The sequence below is a fragment of the Campylobacter sp. 1569 genome, assembly GCF_024723675.1.
Classification (GTDB): Bacteria; Campylobacterota; Campylobacteria; order Campylobacterales; family Campylobacteraceae; genus Campylobacter_D; species Campylobacter_D jejuni_C.
The window spans coordinates 102,774-125,225 of sequence record NZ_JANQDB010000002.1; the positions used below are offsets into that span (position 1 = coordinate 102,774).

Genomic DNA, 22,452 nt, shown 5'->3' on the forward strand with positions numbered 1-22,452 from the left:
TAATTTAAAAATACGGGGGGGGGGGAGCAGGTGCAAAAAAATCAACCTACAAAAAATGAAAAATTCTTTAATGATGGACAAATTATTATCTCAAAAACCGACAAAATTGGTAGAATAATATATTGCAATAGAAATTTTATCCTACTTTCGGGATATAAAGAATTTGAGCTTTTAGGGAAACCTCATAATATCGTGCGTCATCCTGATATGCCAAAGGTTGTTTTTGAAATTCTTTGGGAGGGTATAAAAAATAAAAAAGAAGTTATTGCTTACGTAAAAAATTTATCCAAAGATGGATCTTTTTATTGGGTTTTGGCCTTTATTACGCCTTCATTTGACGCTAGTGGCGAGATAGTTGGTTATCACTCTATGCGCTTAAATCCCAGAAGGGAAGCTGTTGAAAAAATAGAAAAAATATATAAAGAGCTATTGCTAGAAGAACAAAAAGGTGGGAAGAAAGCATCAAGAAAGATGTTAGATGAAATTTTAAGCCAAAAGGGGATGAGTTATGAAGAATTGGTTTTATCAATATAATATTAATCAATTTGTGAATTATTTTGCTTTATTTTTATTTTGTTTGATGGCTGTATTGGAAATAATGGAAGGTAAAACATTTGGCTTTGTTTTTTGTGTTTTAGGAACTTCTATAGTGTTATTTGGTATTGCTAGTGCTTATTATAGAAATAAAGAAGTTTTAAGATCTACTCAAGTATTGAATGAACTTGCAAAAGGTAATTTGGAAGCAAGAATTACACATATACCTTTTGAAAAATCTGGTGTAGGACAATTAAGTTGGGTTGTGAATGATTTAGCAGATCAAATAGAAGCTTTTAATAGAGAAATTCTTAATGCGATTTTAGCTGTGAAAGAGCAAAGATTTTATAGAAAAGCAAGATTAGAAGGTTTAATGGGTGCTTTTGCTTATAATGCTAAAATTATTAATGAGGCGACTTTGGAGATAGAAAAAACTCAAAACTTATCTGTAAAAAGCGTTATAGTGGAAAATGTTTCTAAGGATATGTCTAATTCTTTGCAAAAAGAATTGGCGCTTATTAATACAAAGTTGAATGAAACTGCAAATATTATGCATGAGGTGTATGATCAAGCAAATGATATTTCCATCCATTCTTCTAAAAGTGCAAAAAATGCAGAAATAATTTCAAGTGATTTGGGTAATTTGGGTGTAAATATAGGGCAAATTCATACTTTAATGGATACTTTTTCTCAACAAATTAATAGTGTTTCTTCTTTTATAGGTATTATTGAAGATATTACAGAACAAACTAATCTTTTAGCGTTAAATGCTGCTATTGAGGCTGCGCGTGCAGGAGAGCATGGAAGAGGTTTTGCTGTTGTGGCTGATGAAGTTAGAACTTTGGCTGAAAAAACTCAAGTTGCAGCTAAGGAAATTTCTACGATGATAAATACTCTCATAGAACAAATGGGCAATATTAAAGAAATAACCAATGAAGCTTATGAGGTTGCTAAAAATTCTAATTCGAGTTTAGAAGAATTTCAGGAAGTTTTTACTGGAGTTGATAAAAAGGCTAAAATTTTACTAGATGAAATTTCTAAAACAAGTATGGATACTAATAAAATTTTACTTTATTTGGAATGTTGTTTAAAAACATATTTGGCTTGTTCTTGTGTGATTAATTCTAAAGTAGAATATATAGAAGATAAAAATTTGGCTAAATTTGATTCTAAAGATAATATTTTCATTTTAAATAAAGATTTAAATTCTTATATAGAAGGATTATTTAATTATATAAAAAATGATCAGCTTGTTAAAGAGGAAAGAAAAATTTATGCTCATATTAAGCAAATTCAAGATATAAATGAAAGGATGATAAGTGAAATAGAATATAAAAAGCATATATAAATAAGAGGTTGAGTGAAAAAATACATTTTTTTAAGCTGTATATGCATAAATGCATTTGCTTTAAATTTAGAGGAAAGTTTAAGTGAGGGCGAAGCCAACATTACTAAAAAACAAAAAGCAAATACAGTTTCTAAACAGGTATTTTTTCAAAAGCCACAAGAATATCAAACTCAAAATATTGATTTTGAATCCTTTGCTAGTAAGTCTTTGGGACAGGTTTTAAATTTAAGTTCCAAAGATAAAACAGAGGCAAGTTTGGATTATAATGCTTTAAATGTAAATATTAAAAATATTAATTCTATACTAGATTATGATAATGCTACTTTGCTTTTAGAAAAACAAGCAAGAATAGGGCAATTAGAACAAGCTTATTCTTTGGGCCTTATTAATCGTTATGAATTTGATGAGTTTAATTTTGGCTTTAATTATTTTAATGATCAATATAAAGAAGCTTATACTAAAAATAGTTTTGGCGCTGAATTACAATTTGGTCATTATTTTAAAGCATATGCTAATCACTACAAGATTAAAGAAAACGATAGTGATGATAGTACAGAGCTTGGAGTTGTATTTGATTTACCATATTTGAATGTTTTAAATGTTAATTCTAATATAAAAGAATTGCAAAATCAATATAATATTACTTATTCTCCAATTTCTATTTTAGATTTATCACTTAATTATCAAGATGAAAAAACTAGTGCTAAAGATCAAACAGCAATGTGGGTAAGATTTAGACTAAATTATGAGCAAAGTTTAAGTAAGCAATTTTATAATAGCTTTTACCGTAAAAATAATATAGGCGAATTTAACCGTTATGATTTTGCCACTAGGGCTTATTAATTACTCATAAAACGCGTGATATCATTATAAGTTACAAACACCATTAAACTTAAAAGCAAAGCCATGCCAAAATAACTAAGATATTCAAAACATACTTTTGGTACTTCTTTTTTAAAGATTAATTCATAAAGATTAAAAAGTATATGTCCTCCATCTAGTGCTGGAATAGGAAGTAAATTTAACACTCCAAGATTGATAGAAATTAAAGCTGTGATTAAAAATAAAACCACTATGCTAGTATTTGCTGCTTTGGAGGTTATATCAACCATAGTGATGATTCCACCCATATTTTTAGCATCTAATTCCCCGCTGATGATTTTAGCAAGTCCTTTAAAAATGAGCAAAGAAGCCTCTATGCTTTCTTCATAAGCGTATTTTAAACTACTAATTCCTGGATGATAAATAGTGACAAACTCACTCTTAGGTGCTATACCTATTAATGGTTTTTGAACTTTTTGATAAAACTCATTATAGCCTTGATCAATTTGCGGGACTAGGGTGACGTTGATGAGTTTACCATCACGTTCTATGCTAAGTAAGGTTGGTTTTATATGTACAAGTTTGCCAATTTCTTCAAAGCTTTGAATTTTAACTCCATCTATAGCTAGGATTTTATCTCCAATTTGTAAATTTGCTTTTTGTGCAGCTGAGTTTGGTGCTATATTACCAATAACAGGTGCAAGTTTTTGCACACCTAAAAAACCTATGGCTACATAAAGCAAAAATGCTAGAAAAAAGTTAAAAAATGGTCCTGCAAAAAGTATGTAAATTCTAGCTAGAGGACTTAGAGTGTTATAGCTATTTGGTTCGTAATTTTTTTCACTAGGATTTAAATCATCTTGTCCTTTAAGTTTAACATAACCACCAAAAGGTAGAGCAGATAAGCGGTATTCTGTATTTTTGTAGGTTTTTTTAAAAACAGCTTTTCCAAAACCTATGCTAAAAATCTCTACATCAACCCTCATATGTTTTGCGGCTAAAAAATGTCCTAGCTCGTGAAAAAAAATTAAAAAAGATATAACCAAAAGCGTTATTAAAAAGCTAAAAGAATAAAATTTAAAGCCAATAGCTAAGATAATAAATAAAAATAAATATGATTTCAAATTATACCTTTTTTAAATGTTTTATATAAGCTAGTATGTATTCAAAGGCTGAATAAAGTGTAAGTACTAAGGCAATAAACAACAATGTATTAGCAAAAGGCCATTGCATGATTAAAAATATAATAGCTATCATTTGAAAGGTTGTTTTTATTTTTCCTGCAAAAGAAGCACTCACATCAAATTTTTCACTCACCATAACCACTCGAAAACCGGTTATAAAAAATTCTCTTACTAAAATAATATAAATCATCCAAGGGTCAGCTTTTTGGGTGAGTAATAATCCTAAAAAAGCAGCCAAAACAAGCATTTTATCAGCTAGTGGATCTATAATGGCTCCAAGTTTTGTGGTTTGATTCCAAGTTCTTGCAATATAACCATCAAAAAAATCAGTTAAAGCGGCTATACCAAAAACAACACAAGCAAAATAATTTACCCAACTAGGATGAATATTTTCAAAATCATTAATAAGCAAAAAAAATAAAAGCGGGGCTAATAATATCCTTATAAATGCTAAGATATTAGGTAAATTCATTGTTTATTAATCCTTGTGTTTAAAGAAAATACCCCAAAATGGGGTAATGAATTATTTAAAAGTTGTACCACCATCTACGATTAAGGTGTGTCCTGTGATCCAATTTGCTTTATCAGAACATAAAAATAAACATGCTCCTGCTAAATCTTGAGGCTGTCCAATACGGTTTAGTGGGCTAAGATTAATAGTTGCATTTTTAACTTCTTCATAATTTGTAAATGCTTTAAGCGCATCAGTGTCAATTGGCCCACCACTTACTACATTTACGCGAATGTTTTTAGAACCAAGTTCAGTTGCAGCATATCTTGCCATAGCCTCAACTGCTGCTTTTGCTGTACCGTGTCCTGCATAGTTTTCAATATGCACTAAATTTCCTGTTGAAGAAATAGATAATATACTACCCCCACCAACTTTTTCCATTCTTTTTGCTGCTTCTTGTGCTCCAACTACAAAAGCATTTACAGTTGCTGTGAAAATATTATTTATTCCACGAGGTTTTAATTTCATAAATTTAGTATATCCACCTACAACGGCACGACCTGAGATAATAGCATTAGAGATGAAAAAATCTATTCTGTCAAAATCTTGATCGATTTTTTCAAATAAGTCTTTATAGGTTTCTGGTTCAAGTATGTTAAACTCATAAGCTTTAGCTTTGATTTTATAGTTATTTTCTAAATCTTTTACAATTTCTTGAGCTAAATCTGCGTTAGAATTATAAGTAAAAGCTACATTAGCTCCTGCTTTTGCAAACTCATATACAATAGCTTTACCAATCCCTCTTGTTCCACCGCTAATTACTAAAGTTTTGTTTTGAAAAAAAGTATCCATTAAAATCCTTTGATATTATAGTTTTTCATAATCGCTTCTATTTTTGCTAAATTGCAATCACTAGGTTTACAAAGTGGCAAACGATATTCTAAAGTAGGAGTTAAACCTGCTATATACATTGCTGCTTTAATAGGTATAGGATTGCTTTCGCAAAATAAAATTTTATTGATATTATACAACTCATCATTAATTTTTTTAGCTTCAATATATTTTTCTTCTAAAGCTAGATGAGTTAATTTTGAAATCATATCAGGAAGTAAATTTGAAGTAACTGAAATCACACCTTTACCGCCATTTGAAAGTATAGGATAATTAATTGCATCTTCCCCGCTTAAAAGCATTATTCTAGGCTCATGTGCTAGCAAATCAACGCATTTATCAATACTCCCACTAGCTTCTTTTACTCCATAAATATTTTCACAATCTCTAAATAATCTTATAATAGTTTCTGTTTGAAGTTCACAACCTGTTCTTCCTGGCACGTTGTATAAAAGCACAGGTATATCTATACTTTTTGCTATTTCTTTATAATGTAAATACAAACCTTCTTGTGTGGGTTTGTTATAATATGGAGTAACGCTTAAAATTCCATCGGCCCCATGTTCTTGTGCAAATTTAGCCAAACTTACAGCTTCATGTGTAGCATTGCTCCCCGCTCCTGCTAAAACCTTACAAGAACTTCCCTTGCAAGCATCTAAAGCTATTTCTATACAAATTCTATGTTCTTCATGGGTTAAGGTGGCACTTTCTCCGGTTGTTCCAACAGGCACTATTGCATCAATTCCATTTGCTATTTGTCTTTTGATGAGTTTGTGATAAGTTTGTTCGTCTAATTTTCCATTTTTAAATGGAGTTATTAAAGCTGTCATTGCTCCTATGATGATGTTATTGTCCATTTTCACCCCTTTTTAAGATTATTGTAGTGGATTTGTTTTCATTGAAATATTTTCTAGCACAATGAATTAAATCATCTTTGCTTAGATTTTCTATATTTTTTTCATAATCAAGCAAAGGTTTTAAATCACCTTTTGCAAGATAAGATCCATAAATATTTGCAACGCTACTTGCATTGCTTAATGAAAAAATAAAATCACTTTTTACAGTATTTTTGATTTTTTCCATGATAGCATCATCAAATTTAGCATTTTTTACATCTTCAAGAATTTTCAAAAGCTCTTTTTCAACATCTTCTGCTTCTATACCTTCGTTGCAAACACAAATAAATATAAATAAATTCTCATCTATATTTTCACTTGCATAAGCGTAAAATTCATTGATAAGTTCTAATTTATCAATTAAAATTTCACTTATTAAAGAACTTTTTCCATTTCCTAAAAGCTCACTCAATGCGCAAAGTTTTGGCATATCTTCATGATTAAATGCAGGAATTTTGTATGCAAGTGCTAGTAGTTGCGTATCGCTTTCTTTGTGCAAGATCACGCGTTTAGCACCATCTTGTTCAGGTTCTTTTTCATGAACTATAGGGATTTCTTTGGTGTTTTTTATATCTTGAAAATGTTTTTTAGCTAAAGTAAAAACTTCATCTTCATTAATATCGCCACTCACAAGCAAAATAGCATTTTTGGGTTGATAAAAAGTTTGATGAAAATCTTGTATATCTTCTATTTTCCAATTTTGTATATCTTTAAAAAAGCCTATTGGAGTCCAATGATATGGATGATGTAAAAAGGCATGATTGTATAATCTAAAATATAAATATCCTAAAGGATTATTATCAGTTCTCCAACGTCTTTCTTCTAAAACTACATTTCTTTCGGGTTGAAACTCATCATCCTTTAAATTTAAATTACGCATTAATTCAGCAAAAAGCCATAAGGATTTATCTAAATTTTCACTAGAGCATTTTATAAAATAATGCGTATAGTCAAAGCCAGTGCTCGCATTATCTACTCCACCAAAACCTTTAACTATTTCATCAAATTCACCCGCTTTTAAATTTTTCGTACTTTTAAAATTTAAATGTTCAAGCATATGAGCTATGCCACTTTTTCCCATTTTTTCATTTCTTGAACCAACTTTATAAAAAATATCTATACTTATAACCCCACTTTTTTTATTTACAGGTAAAGTATAAATTTCAAGTTCATTTTCAAGGGTGATTTTTTTATAATTAATCATTTAAAATTAACTCCTATAGCTTGACTAATATGATTAAAACCATCTTGTTTTAAAAGCTCAATTAGTCCTTGATTGATATTTTTAACAATGCTTGGTCCTTTAAAAATCATAGCTGTATAAATTTGAACTAAACTAGCTCCATTTTTAATGCGCTCATAAGCAAGTTCGGCACTATCTATACCACCACTTGCTATTAAAATAGTATCTTTATAAATTTCTTTAGCTACTTCTTTAAAAAATGTCGCACTTTTTTGGGTGATTAATCTACCACTAATTCCGCCAAAGGTTCTTGTATTATCAATCAAAGAATAATCTATACTAGTATTTGCCATGATAATACCATCAGCTTTTGCTTTAATTGCACTTTTGCAAAGTGAAATTGCACTATCTATATTCATATCTGGAGCAATTTTTAAAATCACAGGTTTATTTGTAATTTCTTTTGCTTGATTAAATAAGATGCTTACAAATTCTTCACTTTGTAAATCTCTTAAATTTTTGGTATTTGGAGAGGATATATTAATCACAAATAAATCACACAAATCTTTAAATTCTTTTAATAAAATAATATAATCATTAATAGCTTCTTCATTTGGAGTGATTTTATTTTTGCCTATATTTGCCACTAAAGGTATGCTAAAAGGATAGACTTTTTTTACTTCTTTTGCGATAGCATCTTTACCTTTATTATTAAAACCCATAGCATTTTGAATACTTTCTTGTTCAACAAGTCTAAAAAGTCTAGGTTTTTCGTTGCCACTTTGAGGTTTTGGGGTGAAAGTTCCATATTCTAAAAAGCCAAAACCTAAAGCACTTAGCGGTCTTATCATAGTTGCATTTTTATCAAAGCCACCTGCTAAGCCCACAGGATTATAAAAATTTAAATTAAAAATTTCTTGATTTAAAATTTCATCATTTATTACACAATCTTTTGCAAAAAAACTAAGCCCTCCAGGAAATATACAATCTAGCGTTCGCATGCTAAATTCAGCTAAAGCATGAGCATTTTCTGGATCTAATTTATATATTAAAGGTTTTAAGCTTTCATAAGTCATATTTTTCCTTTTTTACAAAATAGCATATTGTACTAAAAAAATGATAATTCTTAGTTTTCATTTTCTTTGACTTTATCAGTTTTTTGTGCTTTTTGTTTTAATTTTTGATAAATTTCACAATGTTGCATCAAATAAGCATCATTTCCTACAGAAGCTATTTTTCCTTTATCAAGCACAGCGATTTTATCAGCGTTTTCTATGGTGCTAAGTCTATGAGCGATGATAAGTATTAAGCGATCTTTTTTTAAGTTTTCTATAGTTTTTACTATGGCTTTTTCACTTTCATTATCAAGTGCTGAAGTTGCTTCATCAAAAATTAAAATTTGAGGATTTTTGTATAAAGCTCTTGCTATAGCAATGCGTTGTTTTTGCCCACCTGAGAGATTTTTTCCATGCTCTTTTAATTCAGTATGTATACCACCAAGCTCTTGAACAAAATCATAAGCATTAGCTTGTTTTAAAACCTCTATTACACGCGCTTCATCGTATTCTTTAGCATAAGCAATATTTTGAGCTATAGTGTCATTAAATATATAAATATTTTGAGTTACTAAAGAAATATTTTCTCTTAAACTAACAATATCAAAAGAACTAATGTCTTTTTGATTGATTAAAATTTCACCACTATCTTTTTCAAAAAAATACATTAAAAGATTGATAATAGAAGATTTTCCTCCACCGCTTGATCCAACTAAGGCTAGAATTTCTCCTTTATTAAAAGAAAAATTTACATCTTTTAATACCTTTTTATCTTTTTGATAGCTTAAAGAGACATTTTTAAAATGAATATTTTGGATATTTTCTGTAAGTTTTTCTTTACCACCTTTAATCTGTGGTTCTAAATCAGTTAAATAAAAAGTTCTCTCGCTAGCTGCTACTGCATTTTGTAATCTTGTATAAAGTGAAGAAAGTCTTTTAATAGGAGTGTAAGCCATAAATAAAGCTGTAGTAAAGCTAAAAAAAGAACCTATACTTAAACTTCCATCGATTACTTCTTTACCACCCACTATAATCACCACAGCAAAACCAATTGAACCCATAGATTCCATTAAAGGGCTACTTAAAGCCTCAATTCTAATGCCTTTTAAGGAAAGTTTACAAACTTCGCTATTAGTTTGGCTGAATTTTTGCATTTCATTTTTACCTGCATTAGATGCTTTAATAAGCTCTATATTAGAAAAGATTTCACTTAATCTTGAAGTAAGATCAGAACTTTTTTCTTGAGTATTGCGTCCTATTTTTTTGATTTTTTTAGCAAAAATAGCAAGAGGGTAAATTGCTAAAGGTAAAATAACTAAAGCAAAAAAAGCAAGTTTTGGACTTTGATAAATAACAACACTTAAAAGTCCAATCGCGGTTAAACTTTCTCTTAAAATTTCAGGTATGATAGTAGAAACTATATTTTGTAAAGCTCCAATATCAGAAGTACACCGGCTGATTAATTCTCCGCTTCTGTATTTATGAAAAAAGCTCATATCTAAGCGTAAAAGATTGCCAAGAACTAATTCTCTTAATCTTCTTAAAATATCTGTCCCAACATAAGATATATAATAAACTTGCATATAAGCACCAAGATTTTTTAAAGCATAAATTAAAACAACAAGTAAAGGCATATAATAAAGCAAATCAACATTTTTTTCTATAAAAATTTTATTTAAAATAGGCTCTATGATGTATGCACTAGCAGCTGTGCCACCACTAGTTAAAAGCATGCCAATAATAGCTAAAACAAAATAAAACCAATAATCTTTATAATAAGGCTTAAAGCGAGTAAATACCTCTTTAAGCTTCATTTCTTTGTAATTTTTATCCATTTTTCTCCCATACCACACCATTTGGTGTATCCATTAAAAGAATATTCTCTTTAGCTAAATCATCACGGATTTGATCTGCTAGGGCATAGTTTTTTTCTTGCTTTGCCTTGTTGCGTAGAGTGATTTTTTCTTCTATTTCTTGACATTTTTCTTCACTAATGCCAAATTGAAAATATTTTATAGTATCTATAAAACCTATACCAAAAATAAAAGCAAGTTCTTTTAAAGTTTTTTCTACTTGTATTTTATAAGCTTTGTCTTTTGAGTTTTTATCTAAATAAATATTACTTTCATTGATAAACTCATCAAGTAAAGCCAAGGCTTTAGAGGTATTTAAATCATCATTTAAAACTTCTAAGATATTTTTAGCTACTTCACTTTCTATGGTAGTTTTTTCATCTATAAAAGCATTTAAATTTAAGCGTTTTTTTAAGCGGTAAAATTTATCAAGTCTTTTTTTAGTAGCTTGTAAGTCTTCTAAAGCATAGTTAAAATGTGCTCTATAATGTACGCTTAAAAGATAAAATCTCAAAACCTCTCCACTAAAAAGTTTTAAAGAATCTTTTAGAAAAAAACTATTTCCTAAGCTTTTGCTCATTTTTTCGCCATTAATTTGCACAAAGCCATTATGCAGCCAAAAATTAGCCAACTCATGATTGTTTTTACAACGACACTGACAAGCTTCATTTTCATGATGAGGAAAAAGTAAATCTATGCCCCCTGCATGAATATCAAGTTTATCTTTAAAAAGACTCTCTATCATCACAACGCATTCTGTGTGCCAACCTGGTCTCCCTTTGCCAAAGCTTGCAGGATAAAATTTTTCATCAAATTTCCACAAGACAAAATCGCTATCATTTTTTTTAGCCACACTTTCTTCTAAGCGCGATTGATTATCTTCTAAGTTTCTTTTAGAAATATAAAAGTATTTATCATCCTTGCTGGTATCAAAATAAATTCCATCTTCAAGTTTATAAGCTAGGTTTAATTCTAAAAGCTTTTCTATATAAGTAATCATTTGCTCAATATAAGCTGTAGCTTTTGGCTTAAAGTTAGGCTCTAAGATATTAAGTGTTTTCATATCCTCTTCATATCTTTTAATATAAAAATTTGTAATTTCTTCTAAGCTTTTACCACTTTCTTGCATTTTTTTTAAGATTTTATCATCAATATCAGTGTAATTTCTAGCAAAAATTACTTCATAATCACTTGCTAGTAAAACTCTTCTTAAAAAATCAAAACATACACTACTTCTTGCATGTCCTAAATGTGCATCATCATATACAGTAGGTCCGCATAAATAAATATTTGCTTTTTTTGCCTCATGTGGGATAAATTCGCATTTTTTCTTTAAAACACTATCAAAAAAAATCATTAAAATAAGCCTTTAAAAAAATGATAAATTTCAATTAAAAATTGTATTAAAATATCTTTAATCTCAAATAAGCCTAAAGCAAATAAACTTAAAAATACTATACTTATAAGCCAAAATTTAACCCTAAAAATACCCCAAAGATTTTTAAAACCAAATTCTTTAATATTAGCATACAATAAATAAAAAGCACTAATAGATGAGGCGAGTGCAATACCTAAGCTTTTATAAGCTTCTTCTTTGATAAGTAAAATAATCACTATGCTAAAAAATGCTGATATAAAAAGTGTTTTAAAGGCTATTATAGCGGCTATTTTTTGTTTAAATTTAGCATAAAGCCATAAAGAAAAAAGTTTTTGCAAACCAAAAGGTAAAAGTCCTAAAAGATAAGCTTGTAATAAAAATGCAGTGATTTTTGTATCTTCTTGATTAAAATTTCCTCTTTGAAATAAAAACTCCACAATTTCTTTAGCTAAAATAATCCCTACTATACTAGCTAAAATCAAAAGTACGCTTAAATACTCAAAAGCTTTTTGCATAAAAGCTAAGGCTTTTTGTTCTTCATTTGCTTTTAAATGTCTTAGTATTTTTGGGAAGCTTACTTGACTTAGAGCGATTGCAAAAAGAGCTAAAGGAAGCTGAAAAACCCTATTAGAATAATACAAATATGAAATACTTCCGGCCATTAAAAAACTAGCTATAGTAGTATCTAATAATGAACTAATTTGGTTTGCTGAAGAGCCTAAAAGTCCATGAGTAAAAGTAGAGTGGAACTTATCTAAATTAGTTTTTATTTTTTTAAGTTTTATGCTTAAATACATACTTTTTAAAATTCTAGTGTTTTTTAAAGCAAAAATATGCCATATAAGTTGAGCTAGACCGCTTAAAACAGTCGCATATGAAAAATAATACAAAGCCTCTAAAGGCTCATCTTGATTGACAAAAAAACCTGCAATGACAACAAAAAGATTAAAAAATGAAGCAGAAAAAGAAGTGATGAAAAAATTTTGTTTGTAATTTAACAAAGAGCCTAAAAAAGTTACTAAAAAAATAAAAAACAAATACCAAAAATTAATAGAAACTAAAGGCGCGGCTAGGATAATCGTTTCTTTATTAAAGCCAAAGGCGAAAATTTTTGTAAAAAATTCAGCAAAAAAACTTACTAAAACACAGGTTAAAAAAACAATAATGCTAAATTGCAATAAGATATTTATGCAAAAAGCACCTTTTTTACTTGCTTTTAAAAAACTTGGTAAAAAAGCTTGTCCAAAGGCCCCTTCTGCAAAAATTCTTCTAAAAAAAGCAGGCATTTTTAAAGCTACAAAGAAAATATCACTATAAATTCCAGCTCCTAAATATAAAGCTAAAACAATATCTCTTAAAACGCCCATAATCCTAGAAAATAAAATTCCTAAGGCATTGATGATGAAATTTTTAAAAACAATATTTTTTCTCATTAATTTTCATTCTTTAAACATTAGTTTGAGTATTATAAAATTTTTTTATAGCAATAATTTTAACTAAATTTTGATTTTATTTTTGCTAAAATCAAAATTTTATATACAATAAGGAAGCTTAAGCTATGGAAGAGAAGAAAATTTTATATACTAAAGACCCTTATAAAGAGCTTTTGATGTTTGCTTCTGAAAATAAATGCGAAGTTGAAGAGCTTGATTTTAGATTGTTAAGTTTTAGCACTTCTTATACTTATGATAATCAAAAATGGATAAAAGTTAATGAAAAAGAATTGAAAATTTTTGAAGAAGATGAAAAATTTTTAAATCATGATTTAAATATAGAACAAGAGTATAAAATAGAAATTTATTTTAAAAAATTTGTACGCTCACCAGCTTTTGAGATTAGTTTGCATACCAACGAAATATGTACTTTATTAAAAGCTAATGTTAGAGCTAGTGAAGTTATTGCCTTTCATGATAAATTAGCACTAGAGCTTTTAGAGGCCATTTATAAAGCGATGATAAAAGAGAAGTATTTGCTTGGATTTAGGAATTTTGATTTTAAAAAACAAATTATTGATTTTAATACCAAAGTTAAGGAAAAACAAAAATTTGATTTTGAAGTTGAATTTGAAGTGTGTAAGGGAGTTGATCCACAAGAGCCTACAAATGAAGAAATTAAATATCACTATCTAGAAAATCTAAAAAAACACAATGACGTGATGAATAGAAATTATGTTGCACCTATAGGAAAAGATGAGGTGGCTATTGAGAAGATTAAGCCAAAAGAAGGTAGTGATGGTAAAGATTTAAGGTTTAAAATTTTAAAAACTCTTCCGCCAAAAACAAACAAAGAAAAAGTTATTTGTTCAGATAATTTTGAAACAAAAGAAGATGATGAAAGTATAAAATATATTGCCAAAAAAGATGGTTTTATTATCCAAAGAAAATCTATTTATGAGATAGAAAATTATTTAGAATTTAGTAAAGTTGATTTTAAAAGTACGGGTTCTATTTGGGCTGGTTTTGATAAGCGAGTAATTGTTGTGATCAAAAACACTAACTCATTAGAGGATGCCGTAGGTCCTAGAATTACCGTAGAAGCTCAGGAACTAGAAGTTACTGGTAATATAGCTCAAGATTCTGTTTTAAGAGGTAAAAAAGTGGTTCTTAAGGGTAATATGCATCATAAAAGCACCATTATAGGACAAAAGGTTGAAGTTAATATTTTAAGAGGATATTGTGAGGCTCAAGAACTAGAAGCTGAAACCTTGGAAAATGGAATTATTAAAGCTAAAAAGGTAAATATTAAAAAGGCTATAGGTGGGGAGATTATTGCAGATGAAATTTATATACAGGAGCTTGGAGGAAATTGTTTTTGTAGTGCTAAAAGTCTAATTAATATTGAAAAAATTCAAGGAAGTGGCAATAAACTTGTAATTCAAGATCTTAAAGCTTTTGATAAAGAAAAAAGTGGAGAAGAAATACTTTTACATATTGAAGAGTTAAAAAAAGAGCAAGAAGCCTTAGCTAAAGAAATTGAAGATACTAAGCATATTATTCATGTTAGTAAAGATTCTGTAAGAATTTTACAGCAAAAAGTAAAAGAACTAATGAGCGCAAAAAGAGCTATACCGCAAGCTTATAAAGCTACTATTAAAGATTTTAATCAAAAAATCGAAAGTTTAAGTGTTTTAGCTAACAAAATAGAAACTTCAAAAGAAGAAGAAAAAGCAAATATAGAAAAACTTAAAAAAATTCAAGATGAACTTTTACAATCTAAAATTATTAATAAAAGCGGAAAATGGACAGATCTAAATGAAATTAAATTTAATTTGTTAAATCCTAGAAAAGTGCTAAGTTATCATCCTCATAGTGAGGAAAAAATCCAATGTTTTGAACTTGAAAAAATAGATACTGAAAATGGAACGAGCGTTTATGAAATTCGCTCTATTAGCAATTACAAGGAAGAAGCTAAATGATAGTGGCGATTGAAGGAATAGTGAGTAAAAAAGAGCCTACTTTTGTAATTTTAAAGACTTCAAGTGGAGTAAGTTATGGTGTTTATGTATCACTTTTTTGCTCAAGTAATTTTGAAAAAGGTCAAAAGGTTGAGTTTTTAATCACTCAAATTATTAAAGAAGACTCTCATAAATTATATGGATTTTTAGATATTAACGAGCAAAGAATGTTTGAATTATTAATTAAAATTAGTGGTATAGGAGCAACTACTGCTATGGCTCTTTGCTCAAGCTTAGATACTAATACTTTTTATGCAGCTTTACAAAATGGCGATGAGAATGTATTTAAAAAGGTTCCTGGTATTGGCCCAAAGAGTGCAAAAAGAATTATAGCTGAGTTAAGTGATGCAAAAATCAATATAGAAAATTCTAATCAAGACCAAGCACAAGCTTTAGCAGCCTTACTTTCACTTGGCTTTAAACAAGAAAATATTTTAAAAGTTTTAAGAACTTGTGAGAGTAAAAATACTAGTGAGCTTATTAAAGAGGCTTTGAAAAAATTAGCATAATAAAAGGAAAAATATAATGATATATGGTGTAATTTTTGGTGCAAATTCTTATGAGCATGAAATTAGCATTGTGAGTGCTGTGGTATTAAAAAAAGTACTCAAAGTGCAAAAAAAATTTATATTTTGTGATAAAAATAAGGAATTTTTTCTTATAGATGAAGAAAAAATGAATGCAAAAACTTTTAGTAGTGGTGCTTATAAAAAAGAAAAAACCTTGGTGTTAAAGCAGGGTGGATTTTTTATAAAAACTATGTTAGGTGAGAAAAAACTTGATATTGATATAGCGATAAATATTGTACATGGAAAAGATGGTGAAGATGGCAAAATAGCTGCTTTGCTTGATTTTTATGGTATAAAATACATAGGACCACGCATAGAAGCTAGTGTTTTATCTTTTAATAAGGTTTTAACTAAACTTTATGCACAAAGCGTAGGAGTAAAAACACTTGATTATAAAGTTTTAAATTTACATAAAGAGCAAAATATTTCTTTGGACTTTCCTTGTATTTTAAAGCCTGCAAGATTGGGTAGTAGTATAGGTATAAGTATAGTTAAAGATGAAAGTGAGCTTAAGTATGCTAAAGATGTTGCTTTTGAATTTGATGAGGATGTTATGGTTGAACAATTTGTAAGCAATATTAAAGAGTATAACTTAGCAGGTTGTATGATAGGTGAAAAAATGGAATTTTCTATCATTGAAGAGCCTAAAAAAAATGAAATTTTAGATTTTGAACAAAAATATTTAGGTTTTTCAGAAAGTTCCAAAGTCAGTGAAGCAAATATTAGTGAAGAGCTAAAACAAAAACTAAGGGATAATTTTATAAGAATTTATAATCCTTTGTTTAAAGGAGCTTTGATTCGCTGTGATTTTTTTGTGATAGATGATGAGGTTTATTTAAATGAAATCAATCCAAATCCAGGATCATTAGCAAATTATTTATTTGAAGATTTTACTAATGTGATTAATAATTTAGCTAAAAATATAGAATTAGAAAAGCAAATTAAGATTGATTATGCTTTTATTCACAGCATTAATGGACAAAAAGGTAAATTATAATCATGGCTACTTTTAGCAAAGATGAAATTTATACTGCAACTGAAGTGGTAAGAAATTTCAGTACTATGCTTGAAAAAACAAAAAAGAGTGAAAATGGTAGGGTGGTGATTGTAAAAAACAATAAATTTGAAGCTGTACTTTTGAACTTTGAAGAATATGAGCGTTTAAATGAAGCTGTGATGCTTTTAGAAAAGATTTACAAAGATAAAAAAGGCTAGAAATGGCAAAAACTAGAGTATATTCTAATGGGTATTTTTATAATTTAAGTTATGAAATCATCAATCCAAAATGTGAAAAAACAATTCTTATTTTACATGGTTGGGGTGCTAATAAAGAGCTTATGAAACAAGCTTTTGAAAAACCTTTGAGTGATTTTAAACAAATTTATTTAGATTTGCCTGGTTTTGGAAATTCAAGTATAGATGCACCTATGGATTCTTATGCTTATGCCAAGGTTGTAGAAGATTTTTTAACTACGATAGAACAAAAAGCAGATTATTTAATGGGGCATTCTTTTGGCGGAAAAGTTGCGACTATTATGTGTCAAAATACTAATTTTCAAGGTTTGATTTTACTCTCTAGCGCAGGTGTAGTTTTACCAAAAAGTTTTAAAGTGAAATTTAAAATAGCCTTATTTAAAATTTTAAAAAATCTTCCTTACGGAGATTTTTGGAGGAAATTTTTTATTAGCAAAGACGCTCAAGGTATGAATGAAGTGATGTATGAAACCTTTAAAAAGGTTGTTAATGAAAATTTGGAAAATGAATTTCAAAAACTTAAAAATCCTATTTTGATTTTTTGGGGTAATGAAGATAAGGCTACGCCTTTAAAAAGTGGAGCGATTATTCATTCTCTAGCACAAAAAGGGAAATTTTTTGCATTAGATGGAGATCATTTTTTCTTTTTAAAACATGCTGATTTTATAAATGAAAAAATACATGAGGAATTTTTAAAAAATGATTAGTATGATAGCTTTTTTAAGTTTGAATTTTTTACTTGGATTTTACCTGATTTTAGCCTTACAATGGTACTCTTATAAATTCTCACGCATAATTTTACATTTTGCTAAACCCTTGTGGCATTTATATTTTTTAATAATTCCTTATTTTGCTTTTGTGTTTTCTTTATATAGTGGAAATTTTTATTTATATTTTATAGTTTTTGCTTTATCTTTGCTATATGGTGGATACTTATATAAAAATTTAGATAAAAAGCTGGTTTTTACTGCTAGAATTAAGCGTTATTTTTTATTTTTGTCGCTTTTTACTTTAGTATTTATGCCATTTTTTTGGATTGGTTTAGAAGCTTTAGTAGTCGCATTTTTATTAAGCTTTTTGGTAGAACAAATAAACCAAAATACATTTATAAAAAAGGCAAATAAAAAGATTTGTGATAATCCAAATTTAAAAATTATTCTAATTACTGCAAGTTTTGGAAAAACAAGTATAAAAAATTTTTTATACGAACTTTTAAAAGATGAGTTTAAGTGCTATAAAACTCCAAGAAGTGTTAATACTTTTATGGGTATAGTAAAAGATATCAATGAAAATTTGGAAAAAAATACTGAAATTTATATCGTAGAAGCTGGCGCAAGAGAGCAAAATGATATTTTAGAAATTACAGAGTTTTTAAATCCTCAAATTTGCATAGTTGGTGAGATTGGTTTGGCGCATTTGGAGTATTTTAAAACTCAAGATAATATCCGCAGTGCTAAGTTACAAGCTTTAAAATCTAAGCGCTTGGAAAAATACTTTTTACATTCAAGCACTTTATATGAAAATGAATTTTATGATGATTGTTTAAGTGATGTTAGGGCAAGTTTGGAAGGTTTAGATTTTAAAATAAGATTAGATGATAGTATTTATGACTTTCATGCGAATTTATTAGGTGCTTTTAATGCTTATAATATTAGTGTATGTATTTTGCTTGCACATTATTTAGGAATTAAAATAGAAAATATTATAAAAAGCGTATCGAAATTAAAAGCAGTAGAGCATCGTTTGCAAGTGATTTCTAAAGAACCTAAATTTATCATAGATGATGGCTTTAATGGAAATTTTAAGGGTATGAGTCAAAGCTATGAGCTTTGTAAAAACTATCAAGGAAGAAAAATTTTGGTAACTCCTGGTATAGTTGAAGTTAATGAAGAAGAAAATATAAAATTATGTAAGATAATCAATGAATGTTTTGATTTTGTAATTATTACTTCAGAGGCTAATAGCACGATTTTGCAAAAATATATTACATTAGATTTTTATGTATTAAAAGAAAAATCTCAACTTGTACAAGCTTTATCAAAATTAACTCAAAATGGAGATTTGATTTTATTTTCTAATGATGCGCCAAGTTTTATGTAAAACCATTTAGCTTAAAAAGGCCAAATGGTCTCCATAAATTTTGTTCCCCAAGGCTTGCGTGTAGATTTGTCAATATCACCTTCGGTTTTATAAAGAATTTTCGCATCAGCTATATATTTACTATCTATCATATTATCCTGAGAAATATCATAAGGTCTTATAACCCCACTTAGCTGAATGATTTGTTTTTCACCATTGATTAAAAGCTCACGACTTCCCTCTATAAAATAATTTCCATTAGATAAAACTTTAATTACTCTAGCAGAAATGGTGGTTTGGAAATTTTCACTTCTAGTTTGGCTTCCTGTACCTTCATATTGTGAAGTACTTGCTGTGGTATAACCTATGTTTGTATAATCGTTGATAAAATCTCTAGCTTTGCTAAGTCCAGCACCAGTGGTTATTTGTCCTCCGCCTAAATTAACATTATTGTTTTTACTTGTAGCTTTGGAGCCTTGTGAATTTTGCGTAGCATTCTCTCTAATGACTACGGTAACTAAATCATTTACATTCATTGCTTTTTTATCAGAAAATAAAGGATTATCTCCTTTACCAAACAGCGATCCAGGGTTACTTTGAGTATTGTTGTTCTGTTTAGGAGCTAGTTCTTCTACATAGGTAGGTGGTTTCATATTAATATGTGGATCGACTGTGGCGCTACAACCAAACATTACAAAAGGTAACAAGTAAAAATTAACATTTTTAAATTTCATAGCTTTATAACCTTATATTATTGTGATGAATTTTAAAATTATTATATTACAAAAAAACAATTATTTTGTTAAAAAAGAGGAAAAAATGAAATCCATGTTTTTATTAAATTGTGTTGATGAGAAATTTTTAACACAGTCTTTAGAAAAAGTTCAAGGTAAAATAGCTTTTTATTTTCCTGTTTTTTGTGAAAAGAAGAAAGAAAAAATTGCTTTAATATGTTCAAAAACCAGTTTCAAGTTAGATTTTTTTAGTAGTTTTAGTTTTGAAAAAAATGATTATCAAAGTAAATTTACTCAAAATTCAAATGATTTTTTTAAAAAAATAATTCAAGATTATGAAAAAATAAAAAAAGAAAATGATTTTGTTATAGTGGTTGGAGTAGATGATTTTGGCTTGATGGGTGATTTGAGTTTAAATATAGCCTTAGCTAAAGAGCTAAATGCTCCATTATATGCAAAAAGTCAAGATGAAAATCATACTATGTTAAATTTTTTATTAAGTCAAAAGCTTGATGGTTTTGTTTTATTAAAAGAAAATGAAGATTTTACTCAAGATTTATTACAAGAATACACCTATAAAACTCAGGCAAGATTTTCTTATGAGCTTTTTGAAAAAGCAAAAGCAGATAAAAAAATAGTAGTTTTACCTGAAAGTTTTGATGAAAGAGTATTAAAAGCTAGTGAGTTTTTAATGCAAAATGAGATTGTTGATTTGATTTTACTAGGCGATAGCAATGAAATCTGTGCTAAAGCCAATAGTTTAAATATCAATATCGATGGTGTACGTATTATAAATCCTAAAAATTCTCAATATAATGAAGAATTTGAAGAGCTTTTGTATGAAGCTAGAAAAAATAAAGGCATGAGTAAAGAAGAAGCTAAAAAGTTAGTGCAAGATAAAACATATTTTGCGACCTTGCTTGTTCATACTCAAAAAGCACATGCTATGGTAAGTGGTGCAAGCACAACTACTGCTGAAACTATTCGTCCTGCCTTGCAAATTATCAAAACAAAACCTGATGTGAGTTTGGTTTCTGGTATGTTTTTTATGTCTTTAGAAGATAAGGTTTTAGTTTTTGCTGATTGTGCTGTTATGCCAAATCCTACCCCTGAACAACTTGCTGAAATTGCTTATGTGAGTGCAAATAGTGCTAAAGCTTTTGGACTTGAACCTAAAGTGGCTTTACTTTCATATTCTAGTGGAGATAGTGGGAGTGGGGCTAGTGTGGATGCAATTAAAGAAGCTACTAAAATAGCTAAAGAAAAATATCCTCAACTTGAGCTAGAAGGCCCTATACAATTTGATGCAGCATATGATATGCTAACAGCAAAAAGTAAAATGCCAAATTCTAAAGTAGCAGGAAAGGCAAATGTATATGTGTTTCCTGATTTAAATGCGGCAAATATTTGTTACAAAGCAGTGCAAAGAACAGCAAATTCTTTAGCGATTGGCCCGATTTTACAAGGTCTTAAAAAGCCAATTAATGATTTAAGTAGAGGTTGCTTGGTGGAAGATATTGTTAATACTGTGATTTTAAGTGCTATTCAAGCACAAGAATAAGGAGAAAAATGAAAATATTAGTTTTAAATTCAGGTTCGTCTTCAATTAAATTTAAGCTTTTTGAAAAAGATGAAGCCCTAGCATCTGGTTTAGTGGAAAAAATAGGCGAGCAAAGCTCTAAAATAGAACTAAAAGATTTAAAAAGTGGTCAAAAATACCAAAAAGAATTAGCGATTAAAGATCATGAGCAAGGTATTGAATTAGTAAATGAATTATTTGCTCAAAGTGGAATTTTACATGATTTAAATGAGCTTGATGGGTGTGGACATAGGATAGTTCATGGAGGCCCAAATTTAACCAAGCATTGTTTGGTAGATGATGAAATTTTAAAAGAAATTGATAGGGTTTCTCACATAGCACCTTTACATAATCCTGCACATTTAATAGGTATTAAAACTATGATAAAAGCAGCTCCAAAAGTTCCTAATGTGACAGTTTTTGATACAGCTTTTCATCAAAGCATGCCTGATTATGCTTATATGTATGCTTTGCCTTATGAGTTTTATGAAAAACACCAAGTTAGAAAATACGGCTTTCACGGTACTTCACATTCTTATGTAAGTAAACAAGCTGCACATATACTTGGTAAAGATATTAATGAATTTAATGCAATTAGCGCTCATCTTGGAAATGGTGCGAGTGTTTGTGCCATAGAAAATGGAAAATGTGTAGATACTTCTATGGGTTTTACTCCGCTAGAAGGTTTGATTATGGGAACTAGATGTGGTGATATTGATCCTGCTGTGCTGCCATTTTTAGCAAAAGAATTAAATTTAAATCCGTCTGATTTAGACACTATAATGAATAAAAAAAGTGGTGTTTATGGAATTTGTGGGTTTAATGATTTTAGAGATATTGAAGCGCAAATTGAAGAAAATAACGAAAAAGCAAGACTTGCTCTTGATATGTTTTGTTATCGTTTGAGTAAATATATTGGCTCTTATTTTGCAATTTTACCTAGAGTCGATGCGTTGATTTTTACAGCTGGTATAGGTGAAAATGATAATATTGTTAGAGCAAAAGTTTGTCAAAGACTAGCGCATTTGGGATTTGATATAGATTTAGATAAAAATGCACAACTTAGAAATGGTGAGATTAGTAAAAAAGACTCTAAAATTAAAATTTTAATTGTTCCAACAGAAGAAGAATTAGAAATAGCTAAAATTACCACAGAACTTATTAAAAATAAATAACCTTGAGTTTTAA

The 22,452-nt window shown here is 28.8% G+C and carries 21 protein-coding genes; 11 read left to right on the forward strand and 10 right to left on the reverse strand.

Annotated features, from left to right (window positions below):
- Positions 1-30 precede the first annotated feature (30 nt).
- The 3 genes from CAMP5060_RS01595 (at position 31) to CAMP5060_RS01605 (ending at position 2,725) form a co-directional block, all read left to right on the forward strand.
- Positions 31-534, forward strand: coding sequence for a PAS domain-containing protein (locus CAMP5060_RS01595; protein ID WP_047208186.1), 504 nt, complete (start codon positions 31-33; stop codon positions 532-534).
- Positions 535-1,084: 550 nt separating this feature from the next.
- Complete coding sequence (locus CAMP5060_RS08275; RefSeq protein WP_261544901.1) at positions 1,085-1,882, forward strand: methyl-accepting chemotaxis protein; 798 nt, start codon at positions 1,085-1,087, stop codon at positions 1,880-1,882.
- 12 nt (positions 1,883-1,894) lie between these two features.
- On the forward strand, positions 1,895-2,725 hold the full coding sequence (locus CAMP5060_RS01605; protein ID WP_214100063.1) for an inverse autotransporter beta domain-containing protein: 831 nt from the start codon (positions 1,895-1,897) through the stop codon (positions 2,723-2,725).
- Here the strand turns inward: CAMP5060_RS01605 and rseP are convergent.
- Genes rseP through murJ form a run of 9 tightly spaced genes read right to left on the reverse strand, consistent with a single transcriptional unit; the run spans position 2,722 to position 13,028 of the window.
- Positions 2,722-3,828, reverse strand: coding sequence for an RIP metalloprotease RseP (rseP, locus tag CAMP5060_RS01610; RefSeq protein WP_214126294.1), 1,107 nt, complete (start codon positions 3,826-3,828; stop codon positions 2,722-2,724). The two genes, CAMP5060_RS01605 and rseP, sit on opposite strands and share 4 nt — an antisense overlap.
- Before the next feature lies 1 nt (position 3,829).
- Positions 3,830-4,360: a CDP-diacylglycerol--glycerol-3-phosphate 3-phosphatidyltransferase gene (gene pgsA / locus CAMP5060_RS01615; protein ID WP_039618023.1), complete on the reverse strand. Its 531-nt coding sequence runs from the start codon at positions 4,358-4,360 to the stop codon at positions 3,830-3,832.
- Between the two features lie 51 nt (positions 4,361-4,411).
- Entirely contained in the window at positions 4,412-5,191 is a 780-nt protein-coding gene (locus CAMP5060_RS01620) for an enoyl-ACP reductase (protein ID WP_039628226.1), read from the reverse strand.
- Entirely contained in the window at positions 5,191-6,087 is an 897-nt protein-coding gene (dapA, locus tag CAMP5060_RS01625) for a 4-hydroxy-tetrahydrodipicolinate synthase (protein ID WP_087699058.1), read from the reverse strand. Before dapA ends, CAMP5060_RS01620 begins: the two co-directional genes overlap by 1 nt.
- Positions 6,077-7,330, reverse strand: coding sequence for a M16 family metallopeptidase (locus tag CAMP5060_RS01630; protein WP_087699057.1), 1,254 nt, complete (start codon positions 7,328-7,330; stop codon positions 6,077-6,079). Before CAMP5060_RS01630 ends, dapA begins: the two co-directional genes overlap by 11 nt.
- Positions 7,327-8,385: a quinone-dependent dihydroorotate dehydrogenase gene (locus tag CAMP5060_RS01635; protein ID WP_087699056.1), complete on the reverse strand. Its 1,059-nt coding sequence runs from the start codon at positions 8,383-8,385 to the stop codon at positions 7,327-7,329. Before CAMP5060_RS01635 ends, CAMP5060_RS01630 begins: the two co-directional genes overlap by 4 nt.
- Before the next feature lie 50 nt (positions 8,386-8,435).
- Positions 8,436-10,199 carry an ABC transporter ATP-binding protein gene (locus CAMP5060_RS01640; RefSeq protein WP_337217811.1) on the reverse strand — a complete coding sequence of 588 codons (1,764 nt, stop codon included), beginning with the start codon at positions 10,197-10,199 and terminating at the stop codon, positions 8,436-8,438.
- Entirely contained in the window at positions 10,192-11,574 is a 1,383-nt protein-coding gene (gene cysS, locus CAMP5060_RS01645; RefSeq protein WP_087699054.1) for a cysteine--tRNA ligase, read from the reverse strand. The genes CAMP5060_RS01640 and cysS overlap by 8 nt, the downstream gene beginning before the upstream one ends.
- Positions 11,574-13,028, reverse strand: coding sequence for a murein biosynthesis integral membrane protein MurJ (gene murJ, locus CAMP5060_RS01650; RefSeq protein WP_263667507.1), 1,455 nt, complete (start codon positions 13,026-13,028; stop codon positions 11,574-11,576). Before murJ ends, cysS begins: the two co-directional genes overlap by 1 nt.
- Positions 13,029-13,153: 125 nt before the next feature.
- On the opposite strand from murJ, the gene CAMP5060_RS01655 reads away from it, so the two are divergent.
- The 6 genes from CAMP5060_RS01655 to CAMP5060_RS01680 are packed head-to-tail and all read left to right on the forward strand — an operon-like array spanning position 13,154 to position 18,972.
- The gene (locus tag CAMP5060_RS01655) at positions 13,154-15,010 is read left to right on the forward strand and encodes a FapA family protein (RefSeq protein ID WP_263667506.1); all 1,857 of its coding nucleotides are present in this window, start codon (positions 13,154-13,156) and stop codon (positions 15,008-15,010) included.
- A complete protein-coding gene (gene ruvA, locus CAMP5060_RS01660) occupies positions 15,007-15,558 on the forward strand; it encodes a Holliday junction branch migration protein RuvA (RefSeq protein WP_214126287.1) in 552 nt (183 codons plus the stop codon). The genes CAMP5060_RS01655 and ruvA overlap by 4 nt, the downstream gene beginning before the upstream one ends.
- A 16-nt stretch (positions 15,559-15,574) precedes the next feature.
- Positions 15,575-16,615, forward strand: a complete 1,041-nt coding sequence (locus CAMP5060_RS01665; protein ID WP_214100072.1) for a D-alanine--D-alanine ligase — start codon at positions 15,575-15,577, stop codon at positions 16,613-16,615.
- Positions 16,616-16,617: 2 nt separating this feature from the next.
- Positions 16,618-16,833, forward strand: a complete 216-nt coding sequence (locus CAMP5060_RS01670; protein WP_087699049.1) for a type II toxin-antitoxin system Phd/YefM family antitoxin — start codon at positions 16,618-16,620, stop codon at positions 16,831-16,833.
- A gap of 2 nt (positions 16,834-16,835) precedes the next feature.
- On the forward strand, positions 16,836-17,579 hold the full coding sequence (locus CAMP5060_RS01675; protein ID WP_087699048.1) for an alpha/beta fold hydrolase: 744 nt from the start codon (positions 16,836-16,838) through the stop codon (positions 17,577-17,579).
- Complete coding sequence (locus CAMP5060_RS01680) at positions 17,572-18,972, forward strand: Mur ligase family protein (protein WP_214126284.1); 1,401 nt, start codon at positions 17,572-17,574, stop codon at positions 18,970-18,972. Before CAMP5060_RS01675 ends, CAMP5060_RS01680 begins: the two co-directional genes overlap by 8 nt.
- Positions 18,973-18,983: 11 nt before the next feature.
- Here the strand turns inward: CAMP5060_RS01680 and flgH are convergent, their stop codons facing one another.
- Positions 18,984-19,685, reverse strand: coding sequence for a flagellar basal body L-ring protein FlgH (flgH, locus tag CAMP5060_RS01685; protein WP_214126283.1), 702 nt, complete (start codon positions 19,683-19,685; stop codon positions 18,984-18,986).
- An 85-nt stretch (positions 19,686-19,770) separates the two neighbouring features.
- On the opposite strand from flgH, the gene pta reads away from it, so the two are divergent.
- Together pta and CAMP5060_RS01695 are read left to right on the forward strand one after the other, a co-directional pair.
- Complete coding sequence (pta, locus tag CAMP5060_RS01690; protein ID WP_337217790.1) at positions 19,771-21,246, forward strand: phosphate acetyltransferase; 1,476 nt, start codon at positions 19,771-19,773, stop codon at positions 21,244-21,246.
- 8 nt (positions 21,247-21,254) lie between these two features.
- A complete protein-coding gene (locus CAMP5060_RS01695) occupies positions 21,255-22,439 on the forward strand; it encodes an acetate kinase (protein ID WP_337217791.1) in 1,185 nt (394 codons plus the stop codon).
- Positions 22,440-22,452 lie beyond the last annotated feature (13 nt).

Bases quoted from the DNA above. Each gene is read 5' to 3' on its own strand.
- pgsA (WP_039618023.1), bottom strand. From the start codon at position 4,360: ATGAATTTACCTAATATCTTAGCATTTATAAGGATATTATTAGCCCCG.
- CAMP5060_RS01640 (WP_337217811.1), bottom strand. From the start codon at position 10,199: ATGGATAAAAATTACAAAGAAATGAAGCTTAAAGAGGTATTTACTCGC.
- CAMP5060_RS01620 (WP_039628226.1), bottom strand. From the start codon at position 5,191: ATGGATACTTTTTTTCAAAACAAAACTTTAGTAATTAGCGGTGGAACA.
- CAMP5060_RS01695 (WP_337217791.1), top strand. From the start codon at position 21,255: ATGAAAATATTAGTTTTAAATTCAGGTTCGTCTTCAATTAAATTTAAG.
- CAMP5060_RS08275 (WP_261544901.1), top strand. From the start codon at position 1,085: ATGCATGAGGTGTATGATCAAGCAAATGATATTTCCATCCATTCTTCT.
- dapA (WP_087699058.1), bottom strand. From the start codon at position 6,087: ATGGACAATAACATCATCATAGGAGCAATGACAGCTTTAATAACTCCA.
- pta (WP_337217790.1), top strand. From the start codon at position 19,771: ATGAAATCCATGTTTTTATTAAATTGTGTTGATGAGAAATTTTTAACA.
- murJ (WP_263667507.1), bottom strand. From the start codon at position 13,028: ATGAGAAAAAATATTGTTTTTAAAAATTTCATCATCAATGCCTTAGGA.
- CAMP5060_RS01655 (WP_263667506.1), top strand. From the start codon at position 13,154: ATGGAAGAGAAGAAAATTTTATATACTAAAGACCCTTATAAAGAGCTT.
- CAMP5060_RS01635 (WP_087699056.1), bottom strand. From the start codon at position 8,385: ATGACTTATGAAAGCTTAAAACCTTTAATATATAAATTAGATCCAGAA.
- CAMP5060_RS01630 (WP_087699057.1), bottom strand. From the start codon at position 7,330: ATGATTAATTATAAAAAAATCACCCTTGAAAATGAACTTGAAATTTAT.
- CAMP5060_RS01680 (WP_214126284.1), top strand. From the start codon at position 17,572: ATGATTAGTATGATAGCTTTTTTAAGTTTGAATTTTTTACTTGGATTT.
- CAMP5060_RS01665 (WP_214100072.1), top strand. From the start codon at position 15,575: ATGATATATGGTGTAATTTTTGGTGCAAATTCTTATGAGCATGAAATT.
- CAMP5060_RS01675 (WP_087699048.1), top strand. From the start codon at position 16,836: ATGGCAAAAACTAGAGTATATTCTAATGGGTATTTTTATAATTTAAGT.
- ruvA (WP_214126287.1), top strand. From the start codon at position 15,007: ATGATAGTGGCGATTGAAGGAATAGTGAGTAAAAAAGAGCCTACTTTT.
- cysS (WP_087699054.1), bottom strand. From the start codon at position 11,574: ATGATTTTTTTTGATAGTGTTTTAAAGAAAAAATGCGAATTTATCCCA.
- CAMP5060_RS01670 (WP_087699049.1), top strand. From the start codon at position 16,618: ATGGCTACTTTTAGCAAAGATGAAATTTATACTGCAACTGAAGTGGTA.
- flgH (WP_214126283.1), bottom strand. From the start codon at position 19,685: ATGAAATTTAAAAATGTTAATTTTTACTTGTTACCTTTTGTAATGTTT.